The organism is Sulfolobus acidocaldarius SUSAZ (assembly GCA_000508305.1).
Classification (GTDB): domain Archaea; phylum Thermoproteota; class Thermoprotei_A; order Sulfolobales; family Sulfolobaceae; genus Sulfolobus; species Sulfolobus acidocaldarius_A.
Genome location: CP006977.1, coordinates 1,611,093 through 1,623,601, shown reverse-complemented (window position 1 = coordinate 1,623,601; position 12,509 = coordinate 1,611,093). Strand labels below are relative to the sequence as shown.

The following is a 12,509-nucleotide window of genomic DNA, read 5'->3' as shown; positions in this document are numbered from 1 at the left end:
CTACTGTACTCATTCCAGTGTTGATCAACGGCATAAGGATACTCGACTTGTGGTACTCTCCCTTAGCTGACACAGGGCAAGTCACCTTCTCATACCCCTTTATAACGTTCTGCACCATAGCCTTTACATTATCTGCTGTAATAGGCTTTATACTGTATAAGAAAAAGAGCAATAGGTTCATCCTTATAAGGGGACCTATGCGAGTTAGGAGTGTGATAAGGGCTGTTTTGAGAGATAGGTTAGGTATATCCATAGTGTTAACTTATGTACTCTCTTATTTAGTGTCGTACATGATAACCTCTGGTCTCTTAATAGTACCTGGGATAAACGTAGACAGGTACTTCACGGATCTCACAGTGATCTCATATGAGGGCAATGGGATAAACGTTATTCACCTCTTTGATAATATTTATTTAGTAATTAATCCAGTTCTCCTAATTTTCGGAGTGTTAGTTGATGCCTTTCTGACATTTTCATTAATACTCTCATATTACGTAGTGTCATTGATCTATGTGTCTGTGAACGTGTACGACTTCCCAGTTTTAAGCAAAAACAACCTCAGAATTTACACCTTCAATACTTTCGGGGGATTCCTGACTGCCTCAGTCCCATCAATAGGTACAATAGGAGGTATATGTTGCTTAACACCAACCGCAATTAACTCTCTCCTATATCTCTCTTCAGCTACTCTACCTTTGACAAAAGGCTTGACGTGGAAGTACGGGACTTTCCTGATGGGTGTCTGGACTGGGGGGATCCTGCAAGCCTTTATGTTAGCCTCACCTGTAATTCTGGGAGTTGTCCTGTCCACTATGTCCTTTTACTACATTTACCAAATATCAAAGAGGTTAAACGAGGTAACCGTAGATGGGTAGTGTGTTTAGAGACGAAATATGGTCTACCGTGGTCAGGATATCCTTAGCGTCAATATGGTTATATGCCAGTGTGTTTGGGAAACTGCTTAACCCAGGGTTTCTTGACCCTAATTCAGACGAGTTTGTAGGGCTTACGATTCAGTACCTATCTCAGGGGTCAATCATAAGGAACTTCCTGTACGCAGTCGCCTTTCCTCATCCCATTATTACAGGTATTATAGTAATGGTAGGGGAGATGATATTTGGTCTGACCATGCTACTGGGATTAGGGGTAAAGCTCAGTGCAGTCACAGGTTTCTACACAAACTTAATCTATTTTTTATCTGCAAGCTGGACAGGGGCAGAGGAATATGGGCTAAACCTGTTGATGATGATATTGAACCTTTACTTCCTGCTTAATAATCCAGGAAGATATAGCCTAGATAACTTATTATCACAGGACGTGATGTCTAATACCAAGATTTGGGTCGCCACAGGGTCAATAATATACTTAGGTGTGATACTGTCGCTTTTAATATATGGTTTATGAGGGAAGATTCAGCAGATGAGTAGGCGCCTTTCAAATAAGTTAAAATTTATGAAAGCCTCATCTTTTAGGGCGGGGAGTGGGTCAGAATTTAATATAATTATCATTACTTACTGGAACTGATGTTTTTTAAGGGGAAATACCTAATTTTGTTAGGTTGATTGAGTTTCAATGATCAATCAATGATTCGGGTAATTTTTGGAGAATTTGATTACGTCTTTTAATTAGATATTTTTTGAATTGATTATGAAAGACCATATTTAGGAGAGAACCGCCAATAATTTCGAGCTTTTTTGTCATGGAGATAAAAGGACTACCTAACATCCTTAAGCTGTCCTTAAGTGCATCTAATCTCTTGTCTTCGAAGATGATATTGTAATTCCATCTAGTGTGAATGTAATAATGATAGAATACGTCATTGAATTCCTCATTACATTTACTTATTTGATAAATTTTCTCTAAATCGTATAACAACTTCTGCCGAAGCTTCTGATCAATATAAATGTCTTTTAAACCGATAACAGATATATTGTTAACGTGGTATCTATAATATGTAAGGGGAGTACGATCTAAAAGTAATGGTCTCCTGTTGATCAATGTGTTGAAGAAAAAATAACCATCAACTAAAATCTTTATATCTTTTAATTCCTCAAGATTTATCGTGTTTCTTCTAACACAAATTGAACTGTTATTTACCCATTCTCTTCTCTTAATCAGACTCGCATAGACAGACCTATTAAATTCACTAGTGTATTCATCTTCCCTATGCTTCGGTTCAAGTATAATGTTTCCATGTTCATCAATCAGCGTTCTCTTGTTACGATAGAAAGCTAAATCCTTGTATTTGGTGAAGGATTCCTTTACTCTTCTGAGTTTATTCTCATAAAACTTATCATCATCCTCCAGGAAGCATAGAATCTCTCCAACCGACTCTTCAATTCCCACTTTAAATTTACCGCTTAATTCCTCAACCTCTGTATAAATAGACTTAACATTATTTTCATCAATATAGTTATCAATGTTATCGTCCTTGAAGTTCTTTACGACAATTACCTCATACTTATCCCTCCTAAAGTCTTGTCGCAGAACTGAAGTTATTGCCTCTTTTATGTACTTTTTTCTGTTGTATGCAGCAATTATGACTGAGATATCTTTTCTTTCGGTCATTCTCTTTTGGGATTATTGAGACAATATATAAGCTTATTGAGATTTTCTGAAATCAGTCGTGTTACGTATAAGTGAAATTATTTTATAACTTCAGTCTTTAAAAAGTATTGAAACATATTGTCTCTTAGGCTCATTTTATTCAGTACTGTTCATTCTCGATCTTCAAAATAGCAAAAATTTTTTAAAATAATCTTACATTAATCATCTATGAAAAGTTTATGGCGAATATGTCATTACCTCAAGATTATTAGGGCTTATCAACAAGTTAATAGGAATTGGTTTTAGTGTACTTCAACATGTAAGGAAACGAAAGAATTTATGTGAAGCTGAAGGATGGTAGTTCCGGCGTGTGCAGTATACGATGTATACGTAATACGATCATATTAATTAGGGACTTTCCTATAAAGTTAAATCCTGGTAAGCTTTTCACCTTGAAAAGGATGAAATACATTACTATGACTCAACTAAATCAAAGATGTACCCTGTCGCACTTACTTTATTTAGTGCTAAGTATGGTGTAAGTCTTAATAGCAAAGATGATCCTTTTAGTTGGTACTTTGATAACAAGAAAAAATAATTATAACTCCAGATTTACTAAAATTCACTTTAGAAGGGTTCGATCCGTTAATATTTGCTGAAACTTTCCTCTATAACATTCATCACGTGTGTGAGGATTTAAAAGATAAAATGTAGTACATGGTGGTGCATATATAGGAGAGATGGCATTATACTATGCTAGTAGAGGGGGCTAAAGTTTACGCCTTTGAACCCAATAATGACTGTTATAGAACAGCATTAAAGAGTTTGAGCTTAAATCTTGACTTAACTAATAAGGTCATATTAAAAGATTATGCTTAAGATTCTGACGGTGAGGTTGAACTCCCAGCTTCGAGTTGTTCAGGAGGATCATCAGTTTATACAAACAACGTACCAAAAACTAAAAAGAGAAGTTTTAGCTTATTTAGTATTCTAAAGGAGTTCAATATAAATAAACCTACAATATCAGATATAGACATAAAGGGTGAAGAATTTAAGTTAATAAGTGATGACTCTATAAGCAACTTTGATGTAGTTCAAATAGAGTATTCAGCATCTTCTAATGGCCAGAGAATAGGGACGTAAACTATTTGATAAACAAGTTGAAAGAATATGGTTTTAAGAAAGTGAGAGTATTCAAGCACGATCTTCTCCATAGTCTGTGACATCGAGAACTCATGGTCTAGCGCTTTAGGATAACCTATATCAATGATGTACAACTTTTTTGGATTAACTTTACTTTTCCTCTCTCTCTTCTTGAACTCTTCCACTAGAAAGGAGAAATAACTTTCCCTTGTCTTGTCAAAAAGTTCAATCAGGTCTTTTTTCCAATTTTATTCCTAAACTTCTCATGTACTCATAAACATTGTTAATAGTTATCAGCCTAGCGTAATTTGATATAAGACAGTTGGTAAAAAGTGAGTCAATATTGGGTTTATTCATTGATAAGTCCCTAACCAGTATTGAGTCGATATAAGATTTTAACAATCTTAGTTTCTCATTTTCTTCCTCCAAAACTACAGCGGGATCTGAGCCGAAATACAGATATTCTCTAAAAAGTGAAAATATTTTTCCTCTTTGAGGAGTGAATTCCATAAGCTTTTATATTCAAACACCTTAAACCTCAAGAATTCCTTAAAGGATAGCGGATAAACCTCATAATTTACACTTCTTCCCCTTAATTCTTCAGCTATTCTTAAAGGTGTTAGTTGGGATGAAGAGCCTGACAGGTAAACCCTAGAGTTAAGTCTTTTCCTGAACCAACTTCCATAATTTTCTCAATGTTTTGAACCTCATTTAGAAAGATTTACCTAGGTTTTTTCCCGTGAGAGTTGTGGTTGTGAGAATGATATGGACGTAATTGCAATAATGAATATGTATGGGAGGGGGTTTTTGCCTCTTGACTTTACCTCAAAGGTGTAAGCCCGAACCGGTAGGGGAACCCTAGTCATTTATGGCTTGGAGGAAGTCAGGTAAACGTAGAGTCCTATTTAACTATATCTACGTTGTACCTCTTAGTTAAGTTGGACAGCCTTTTATCAAAAGTAGCCAAAGGCAATTTCCTAGATATTGAATGGGAAAGTATCACCAGGTCGTTATATCTTGAAAAGGAAAGCTTCTCCTTCCTCGTGATGTCTATAGCCTTCCTTATAATCTCAGCGTCGTCGCAGACAATTTCAGCTTTAGGATTTTTCACATAGGCATAAACGTAGTCTGGATTTTCCAAATTGTTATCTCTCAAAAACCATACTAACTCGTGAATGACAATTGTTGGAATAACCCACGTCTCAGCGCTATCAAGAATTTTCTCAGCTTCCTTATGGAACTGCGAGTTCTCAACTAGGTCGTAAATGATGACGTTAGTATCAACTAAGATTTTCATTAATGCCCCTCTCTATGCTTTTCTCGATATAATCGATTGTAAGGGGCTTCTGTAGTTTAACCCTTGGCCTCCTTGGGACAACCTTGCTCACGACTATATGATCCCCTTTTAGTGAAATTTCTAGAATATCACCCTCTTTTATCTCTAAAGCCTCCCTTATGGAAGAAGGAATTGTTATTTGATAATTCCTAGTTACTTTTACCCTTTCCATGAATTACTATGAAGCATACTAATATATAAACCTATCTACTATAACAGAACATTTTTGGTGGCTTTCTTCATGTGTGGATAATTTTGTTTTCGTATAAATTAAATTTTTTATTAGAAAAATTATTTTAAATGAGTTCATAAATAAGAGGATATTAGTGTTCAGAAGCTTAAAACTAGCAAATATGCACTTACCAATGAACCCGAAAATCAGAGGGTTGAAAATATTATTCCTATATTTTTTTCGAAAATCTAGGACCACAGTAGGCACAACTGTTAAAAGGATAACGATATCTTCTGTTATCCATGTCTAGGACTTCCATTAAGCAATCATCACATACTGCGAAATCTGGAGGAATTTGGCAAGGATAATTATGAAAGGTTAAGATTGTTTAAGGCTAAGATGAATGAGTTGTTAAGGAGAAAAGTAGCAGTAATTTATCGTAATGAGGTTAGAGACAACACTACTTTTATGGAGCTCAAGATAAATGTAGATTTCTACATTATCCTCTTTAAGAATGCGTCAAAGGGGGAAGTTGAGGCTTATGAAAATTTAAGAAACGTGATAAAATTATAATCAAGGCTAATTACTAAGTTCATAAAAATGTTATTCTAAAAAGATATAACGTTAAAGAAAAGTTTGGAATAGTCTGGATTTCATTAAATAATCAACACGATATACCGGAATTCCCGGAATATTATGATCTAACTTTAAGAAAAGTAACGATAGGTCCATTCTCCTTTAACGCTAATCCTTTTAGAGTAATGGATAACTTCTTAGATATATCACATTTTCCCTTTGTGCATGAGGGAATCTTAGCTAATCCAAAGTATAACAAGGTTAATAACTATGAAGTGATGGTTAAGGAGGACTAAATAATAGCTAGGAACATTTGTTAGTATCCACGTGGAAAAGTCTTACTATTATTGTCTGAAACTATGATTAGGAGGTAATCGGCTCCTGCTCACCATTTTTAGGATGTTGACCAGAAGGAGATGCAGTAAAAGGAAGTCATTTTCATGTTTAAAAACCTTCACCTTAAAAGGCAAGGTTTACCTTTCCTTTATTGTAATAGTTTAAAATTATTTCAGAAAATGTTAATCTTCTATTGGCGTTAACTTATTTCTTTCAACTAATTTTGTAGCTATGTTTAACAACATGTTCAACTCTTCCTCAGATAGCACACTCAACTTCTTTCTTACTAACGTCATATATATCGCCTGCGTCCTTTTCAGAAGTTGTTTTCCCTGATCTGTTATCTGGAGAGTAATGGATCTCCTATCCATCTCACTCCTCACTCTCACAACATATCCTTTTTTCTCAAGTCTATCAACAGCATATGTTATAGCAGATTTTGATACACCAAAACTGTAGGCTAATTTCACTGGAGAGTTAACACCCTTCGATATGGCGTTAAGTATACCTATATCTAAGGGTAATATCTCATTACCCAATTTTTGTATTGCCTCCTTATGGAGTTGTTTATACAGAGTTGAAAGTAGCCTGAGTATCTCAATTTCCTTTGATTCAAGCTGTGTCACTTCCACCACCAGCCTTAGGAGGATCTTCTATTTCCTCGTATATTACTCTTTCACCCCTCATTATCGAAAAGACTGCGCCGATAAAGACCAATACCGCACCAATGTAGAATGAAACTCTCAATGCGTTCATAAATGGAGGTGCTATAGTTTCAGGAAACCAATAAGTACTGGTAAGTGTTGCAATTGCACTAGGACTTATTGTAGCTAAGAGCTGACTAGGTAATAGAGAGAGGATTGTACCAATAGGATTATAGCCTAAGAAAGCTGCAAAGAGTGCACTAGTTGCTGGAATCTTAGATAATAAAGGTGCTAATTGCGGAGCTCCTGCCTGGGTTACTGCGCTAGACAGTGCTGTAGGCAGGTTATTTATTAAGACACTTATGATTATAGTGAAGAACAAAGCTAAGCTTGCTGTCTGAGCGCTGTTTTGTAAGGTAGTCCTCATGCCAGAGGCAGCCCCTCTAGTATTTCTTGGCACACTGTTCATTATGGCAGCTATATTTGGAGCACCAAACATTCCGCTTCCTATACCAAGCACAAATATGGTGATTGCGAATTCAGGATAACTGAAGTCATAGGGTAAAGTACTTAGTGCCAAAAAAGCTGCTCCAATAATCACTAGGCCTATTGTGGAAATGTACCTTGCACCGTATTTGTCAGATAATGCGCCACTTATTGGCCCCATGATTACAAAGCCCAGCATCATTGGTAGTGTATAGACTCCAGCCCAAAACGGAGTGTCCTCATACTTATAACCATGTAACGGCAACCAGATACCCTGGAGCAGTATTATCAGTATTATCATTACTCCTCCGAATGCAAAAGAAAAGAGAATCTGAGATAACGAACCCATTAGAAATCCTCTTATCTTAAAGAGGTCTAGTCTGAACATTGGATATTTCACTTTCCTCTCTATGAACGGGAATGTTATTAACAATCCAGCACCAGCAGCTAAAGCTGTTATCACATAGGGATTCGTCCATCCCATGGCACTATTACCATAGGGCTCTAAGCCATATGTTACACCGAGAAGAATTGATATTAGCCCTGCAGCAAATGTCACGTTACCAAGTATATCTATCTTGTCTTCTCTTCTTATCACTCCGGTCTCCTTTAATTTCAAATAACTCCACACTGTGCCCAGTAGTCCAACAGGTACACTCACTAGAAATATATACCTCCAGTTCAACGTGGAAAGTATACCTCCCATGACTAGACCTATGAGCGAACCAGCTAGACCGGCTATTTGGTTTATACCTAATGCCTTACCTCTTTCATTTGGCGGGAACGCGTCTGTTATTATTGCCGCACTGTTTGAAAAGAGGAAAGCTGCACCAATCCCTTGTATAATTCTAAATACAATTAGCTCTAGTGCACCTTCAGTCCCTTGATTGGGTGTTATGAAGAGTAATATTGAACCGACCGTGAAGACTGCAAAGCCCAAGTTGTAAAGCCTTACCCTACCAAAGATGTCTGATAGCCTACCAAAGGTTACTAACAGAGCTGCAGTAACTACGTTATATCCCATTAGTATCCAGAGAAGGTACTCGAAGGAGGAAGAATTCAACGGATTAATATTTATCCCTCTGAATATTGCTGGTAAAGAGATCAATATTATTGTTCCGTTTATTGACGCCATTAACACTCCAATTGTCGTATTTGAAAGTGCAATCCACTTGTATTGGACCATTTTGGATCTAGTTCAATACTGAACTATTAAGTTATAAACTTATTCTAACCAAATCACAAAAGGAAAATTTTAATACAGTCTTTAAGCAAATATATCTGAGAAGTAATATTACTTTGACCATAGAATTTATAAAAAATATGACAATACTCTTTGCTATACTGTGTACTCTATTATCAACTGCTTTAATGGTGCTCATACATACTAGTAACGCGAGTAGCAATCTCTATAGTAAATACGTATACGTTGACGGAACCCTTTTCAATCAGGTCATATATACAATAACTCACACTCAGGTTAGGTGAATATATTAATGTGGATGAGAGGAATTCTGCTGCTAATTCTCATGTTTATCGCATCCTTCATAGCTCTTTACGTTTATGAGTACGCTTCGCTAAATAGTTTAAACAGCAACGTTGTGAAGAAACTGAGTTATTCCCTTATACTTTTCCCTTTAGATCAACACAACTCCACCGCGTTCATAATCTTTCCACAAGACTGTCTTAATTTGAACGCAAGTGTGGTAAGGTTAAGTAACGGGTCTTATATGACCACGTACTCAAATCCTTATAATAGTATATCGTATGTATCCTCTTATCCTGTCTTATTTGGTGTCAACTTCACCGAACCCAACACGTGTAAGATTGGCTTGTTGAACAACGTCAAGATTCAGTTAATATATGAAAACTTAACTAAGTCTGACGGTATTACGATCTTTAATTATGGTCAGCATAAAATCTCTCAAGGTCCAGGATTTCCGTTTCTTGTAGGGAAAGTTCTTGGTAACCAATTCCTGGTCGTGTATAATTCTGTCTTAATCCTCTTGTCAATTAGGATAATAAGTAATACGGAGGTTATGAGTAAATGATTTCCCTCAGACATGTTGTTAAGAGGTTCGGTAAAAAGTAGTTTTAGATGACGTATCTTTGGATGTTAAGGAGGGCTATACTGCTTTAGTGGGTCCTAATGGCGCAGGAAAGTCTACTCTCCTAGGAGTACTCGCGGGTGTTTATAAGTATGAGGGTGAGTGTTATATCCTGGGAATTGAGTGTAGAGACAGTAAGCGGGTTCATGAAAGAGTTTCCTTCAGTATTGATACGCCTGTGTTCCCTGACATCAAAGTAAAAAAACATCTTGAAAATTGCAGACGTTAACGAGGAGATAGTTTACCAACTAGGTGCTGAGGAGATTCTGAAAAAGAACTTTAACTCGTTATCGACAGGGCAAGCCAAGCTGGTGAGCCTGTCCATAGCCTTAGGAAGAGAAGTAGATCTATATGTCTTAGATGAACCCACTGCCAATCTAGACCCAGATAAGAGGGTTAGGTTTTATAACCTGTTACTCCACAAGGCGAAGAACGTATTCATATCTAGCCACGAGCTTTCAGAGGTCAACAATATAGCATCAAACTTGGTCATTATTAGGAGAGGGAAGATAGTGTTTAATGGGAACCTTAAAGAGTTAAGTACGAAGTTCGGTAACTTAGTCATTATAAGGACAAATAAACCACAGGAAATCATTAAGCTCTTAGGTAGAGGTAGACATTTCGGAAACTCTGTAATCATCGAGGCTGAGTCGACTTTAGAGGGAATATTGACTGAGCTCAAGAGTAAGGGGGTAAACATGGAATGGATACTTGGTATAGATGTAGCGGATCTAAATGTGTTATACAGGAGGATGGTTGAGGAAGATGAAGAACTGCATAGGAAAAGAAATTAAAATGAACGACTTGGGTTACTTAGGTCCCCTGATCTTCTTAGTACTACCTATAGTTGAGAAAATATACAAAATAACTTTAAACTCTTATATAATATTAAACTACCTCGTGTTAGTTATCTTTTTGTCATTTATCTTCACTTACCTAGTTTTAAGTAGCATGTTTAATGGAGTCATGTTCACCTTAACCTATATGATGGGGATTACTCCCAAGGAAATCATATTCACCAGGCTACTACTGTTTTCTATCACCTCTGTTCTACCTATAGGCGTAACGTTGTGGGTGACCTCGTCTTTAATGACATTAGCGAAATTCATTGTCCAAGTTTACATTTTGGTCTTAATCTCTACCATAATTGGTATTACATTAAAGAACGATATCATGGCTTTAATCTTTAACTTCATCATCAGTGCACTAGGACTAAGTGTAAAGGTGAATTTCCTATTCCCCTTCCTCTCAGATCAGGCTAATCTGTTATCAGTAGTTGTTGCAGTGTTACTCTTAGCCTTAAACATTTTATTGGTAGACAGAATTGAACTACCTAAGGTAGAACATCTTTGATTTTTTCCAGGCTTCCTCGTTCTAACTAATGTGGGAAGTTAAGATCAGTGCCCTATCACAGAGCAAACTATACCAAATATTCTGAGGAGAGATGGGAGGCGACAAGATGAAAAGTCATGTTACCTTTTGGTCATAAAGGAACTCAGAAGTTAGATCCCGTATTAACATATCCTCGTGAAGCACGTAAAGTGATGAATAACTCGTCAAAGTATATATTTTCTCAAGCCTAATGGAAACTCATAGACTTAAATATTCTGCTTCAGGAAAAGAACTTATGGTTTGGAAGAGAACTATTTCAGCTAAGGCACTCGAAAAGGCAAAATATGCGTCTGTGAAAGTTGAAGATAAGGTAATTTTCATGGCTAACATTAAAGGTAAACTGTATGCCATGGACGCAGTCTGTAGCCACGCTAGATGCATACTGGGTTTACTAGATGAGGAGAAATTAACTGTTAAATGCTTCTGCCATCACGCAGTGTTTGATTTAAACACCGGTAATATGTTGGAACCACCATACGTAGCACCCGATGCACCCAAGGAGAAACTTGGACTTAAGACATACCAGATCAGGGACAATAGTGGATGGATAGAGGTGGACGTGTGAAGCGAGAATATTACAAGTTCCACTCGTATTTTTTCAATTCTAACTAAAATCTCATAATTTCTAACAGAATATGTCTCTTGCACATTCAGATATGGTTTATAATTATAAAATTAGAGAGATAATTATGAGTGTCGAAATAAATGATAATGGAATAACAATAAGGATTCCAGGTCTCTCCTACAACATAATGATCAAGCGAAACGATATAACAAAGATAGAGGAGACAACAGCGCCTGATGAACTTTGCAATTTGCTCAGGACAAAGGGCGTAATATTTGTAGGAACTACAATAGATGGAAAAGTCACATACTATAACCTCAGAAAGGGTGGCAAGTGTTTGGAGATAACACTGAAGAATGGGAGAAAGGTGTACATAGGTACTTGACCACTTTTCATAAGCCTTCACGAGGAAGAGCTTTACCCTAATACCTCAGCCTACATAAGCCTATATCTAAAGAGTCTTAATCGTAAAGTCATGGGAAATAATATATAACGCTCTAAGCTATTTATAATTATGATTAATAACAGGTATTACGCCCTCATTAGCATGACCCACAACGATTGCTGGAGTAGGCTCACCTCCTCGTTTGACTATTCTGATGTTTTAATCGATAGTCAGACTAACCTAGGAGTTCTCAGGGCAAAAAGGATCATAATATCGAGGCACCCTGAACCAAAGAAAGTGATCAATGAAACTTTAAGGAAAGATCATACAATTATAGACTTCAGTGTCGATGTCCTGTCTAGAAACAGAAAATATAAAATAATTTTTGTGGACATGATACAGAAAGAGAACCACGCTATAGTATCAAGGTTTAAGAGACTTGAGAACGAGGAACGGAACTTGATACTCTCCTTCTCTAGGATAAACAATGGTATCGAGGAATACGAACTAGTAATCTCGAACAGAGACAATGAGGAAATCCTCTCATACCTCCGAGGTCTAGATGTGACAGTAAATAATTTTGAGACTAAACCCCTGAGTTATAGGGATATCTTGAGAATAGTCAATAGGGGAATAGGTGATGTCATTTTCACTGAGAGACAGAAAATTGCCCTAACGAAGGCAAAGGAGATGGGGTACTTCGACATACCTCGTGGTGCAGAATTAGACGATGTAGCTGAGGAACTAGGGGTCAGTAAGATGAGGGCATCTCTGATAATAAGGAGTATAGTTAAAAAAATTGTAGATATTTTATGAGGT

General features: G+C 36.7%; 19 protein-coding genes. 12 read left to right on the top strand and 7 right to left on the bottom strand.

Annotation, left to right across the window (positions count from 1 at the left end):
- Nucleotides 1–17 precede the first annotated feature (17 nt).
- Together SUSAZ_09180 and SUSAZ_09175 are read left to right on the top strand one after the other, a co-directional pair.
- Nucleotides 18–875 carry a hypothetical protein gene (locus SUSAZ_09180; GenBank protein ID AHC52065.1) on the top strand — a complete coding sequence of 286 codons (858 nt, stop codon included), beginning with the start codon at nt 18–20 and terminating at the stop codon, nt 873–875.
- A complete protein-coding gene (locus tag SUSAZ_09175; protein AHC52064.1) occupies nt 868–1,404 on the top strand; it encodes a TQO small subunit DoxD in 537 nt (178 codons plus the stop codon). Before SUSAZ_09180 ends, SUSAZ_09175 begins: the two co-directional genes overlap by 8 nt.
- A 165-nt stretch (nt 1,405–1,569) precedes the next feature.
- Here SUSAZ_09175 and SUSAZ_09170 read toward each other — a convergent pair whose 3' ends face one another.
- On the bottom strand, nt 1,570–2,568 hold the full coding sequence (locus tag SUSAZ_09170) for a family 2 glycosyl transferase (protein ID AHC52063.1): 999 nt from the start codon (nt 2,566–2,568) through the stop codon (nt 1,570–1,572).
- A gap of 732 nt (nt 2,569–3,300) precedes the next feature.
- On the opposite strand from SUSAZ_09170, the gene SUSAZ_09165 reads away from it, so the two are divergent.
- Nucleotides 3,301–3,426, top strand: coding sequence for a hypothetical protein (locus SUSAZ_09165; GenBank protein ID AHC52609.1), 126 nt, complete (start codon nt 3,301–3,303; stop codon nt 3,424–3,426).
- Between the two features lie 215 nt (nt 3,427–3,641).
- On the opposite strand, the gene SUSAZ_09160 is transcribed toward SUSAZ_09165, so the two are convergent.
- The 4 genes from SUSAZ_09160 to SUSAZ_09145 form a co-directional block, all read right to left on the bottom strand.
- Nucleotides 3,642–3,875: a hypothetical protein gene (locus SUSAZ_09160; GenBank protein ID AHC52608.1), complete on the bottom strand. Its 234-nt coding sequence runs from the start codon at nt 3,873–3,875 to the stop codon at nt 3,642–3,644.
- Between the two features lie 40 nt (nt 3,876–3,915).
- Nucleotides 3,916–4,200 (bottom strand): hypothetical protein, encoded by a 285-nt coding sequence (locus SUSAZ_09155; GenBank protein AHC52607.1) that lies wholly within the window; start codon nt 4,198–4,200, stop codon nt 3,916–3,918.
- A 391-nt stretch (nt 4,201–4,591) separates the two neighbouring features.
- Nucleotides 4,592–4,987: a twitching motility protein PilT gene (locus SUSAZ_09150; protein AHC52062.1), complete on the bottom strand. Its 396-nt coding sequence runs from the start codon at nt 4,985–4,987 to the stop codon at nt 4,592–4,594.
- Nucleotides 4,971–5,198 carry an AbrB family transcriptional regulator gene (locus SUSAZ_09145; GenBank protein ID AHC52061.1) on the bottom strand — a complete coding sequence of 76 codons (228 nt, stop codon included), beginning with the start codon at nt 5,196–5,198 and terminating at the stop codon, nt 4,971–4,973. The genes SUSAZ_09150 and SUSAZ_09145 overlap by 17 nt, the downstream gene beginning before the upstream one ends.
- Nucleotides 5,199–5,597: 399 nt before the next feature.
- Here SUSAZ_09145 and SUSAZ_09140 point away from each other — a divergent pair, with 399 nt between their 5' ends.
- Together SUSAZ_09140 and SUSAZ_09135 are read left to right on the top strand one after the other, a co-directional pair.
- The gene (locus tag SUSAZ_09140) at nt 5,598–5,771 is read left to right on the top strand and encodes a hypothetical protein (protein ID AHC52606.1); all 174 of its coding nucleotides are present in this window, start codon (nt 5,598–5,600) and stop codon (nt 5,769–5,771) included.
- Nucleotides 5,772–5,959: 188 nt separating this feature from the next.
- Nucleotides 5,960–6,070: a hypothetical protein gene (locus tag SUSAZ_09135; protein ID AHC52605.1), complete on the top strand. Its 111-nt coding sequence runs from the start codon at nt 5,960–5,962 to the stop codon at nt 6,068–6,070.
- Nucleotides 6,071–6,292: 222 nt separating this feature from the next.
- Here the strand turns inward: SUSAZ_09135 and SUSAZ_09130 are convergent, their stop codons facing one another.
- Nucleotides 6,293–6,742, bottom strand: coding sequence for a hypothetical protein (locus SUSAZ_09130; GenBank protein AHC52604.1), 450 nt, complete (start codon nt 6,740–6,742; stop codon nt 6,293–6,295).
- Nucleotides 6,723–8,426, bottom strand: a complete 1,704-nt coding sequence (locus tag SUSAZ_09125) for an MFS transporter (protein ID AHC52060.1) — start codon at nt 8,424–8,426, stop codon at nt 6,723–6,725. Before SUSAZ_09125 ends, SUSAZ_09130 begins: the two co-directional genes overlap by 20 nt.
- Nucleotides 8,427–8,724: 298 nt before the next feature.
- On the opposite strand from SUSAZ_09125, the gene SUSAZ_09120 reads away from it, so the two are divergent.
- The 7 genes from SUSAZ_09120 (at nt 8,725) to SUSAZ_09090 (ending at nt 12,506) form a co-directional block, all read left to right on the top strand.
- Nucleotides 8,725–9,291: a hypothetical protein gene (locus SUSAZ_09120; GenBank protein AHC52603.1), complete on the top strand. Its 567-nt coding sequence runs from the start codon at nt 8,725–8,727 to the stop codon at nt 9,289–9,291.
- 58 nt (nt 9,292–9,349) lie between these two features.
- Nucleotides 9,350–9,577: a hypothetical protein gene (locus SUSAZ_09115; protein AHC52602.1), complete on the top strand. Its 228-nt coding sequence runs from the start codon at nt 9,350–9,352 to the stop codon at nt 9,575–9,577.
- Nucleotides 9,558–10,142, top strand: a complete 585-nt coding sequence (locus SUSAZ_09110; GenBank protein AHC52601.1) for a hypothetical protein — start codon at nt 9,558–9,560, stop codon at nt 10,140–10,142. The genes SUSAZ_09115 and SUSAZ_09110 overlap by 20 nt, the downstream gene beginning before the upstream one ends.
- Entirely contained in the window at nt 10,114–10,701 is a 588-nt protein-coding gene (locus SUSAZ_09105; GenBank protein ID AHC52600.1) for a hypothetical protein, read from the top strand. Before SUSAZ_09110 ends, SUSAZ_09105 begins: the two co-directional genes overlap by 29 nt.
- Nucleotides 10,702–10,975: 274 nt before the next feature.
- On the top strand, nt 10,976–11,305 hold the full coding sequence (locus tag SUSAZ_09100; protein AHC52059.1) for a sulredoxin: 330 nt from the start codon (nt 10,976–10,978) through the stop codon (nt 11,303–11,305).
- Nucleotides 11,306–11,429: 124 nt separating this feature from the next.
- The gene (locus SUSAZ_09095; protein ID AHC52058.1) at nt 11,430–11,690 is read left to right on the top strand and encodes a hypothetical protein; all 261 of its coding nucleotides are present in this window, start codon (nt 11,430–11,432) and stop codon (nt 11,688–11,690) included.
- Nucleotides 11,691–11,819: 129 nt separating this feature from the next.
- Nucleotides 11,820–12,506 carry a hypothetical protein gene (locus tag SUSAZ_09090; GenBank protein AHC52599.1) on the top strand — a complete coding sequence of 229 codons (687 nt, stop codon included), beginning with the start codon at nt 11,820–11,822 and terminating at the stop codon, nt 12,504–12,506.
- Nucleotides 12,507–12,509 lie beyond the last annotated feature (3 nt).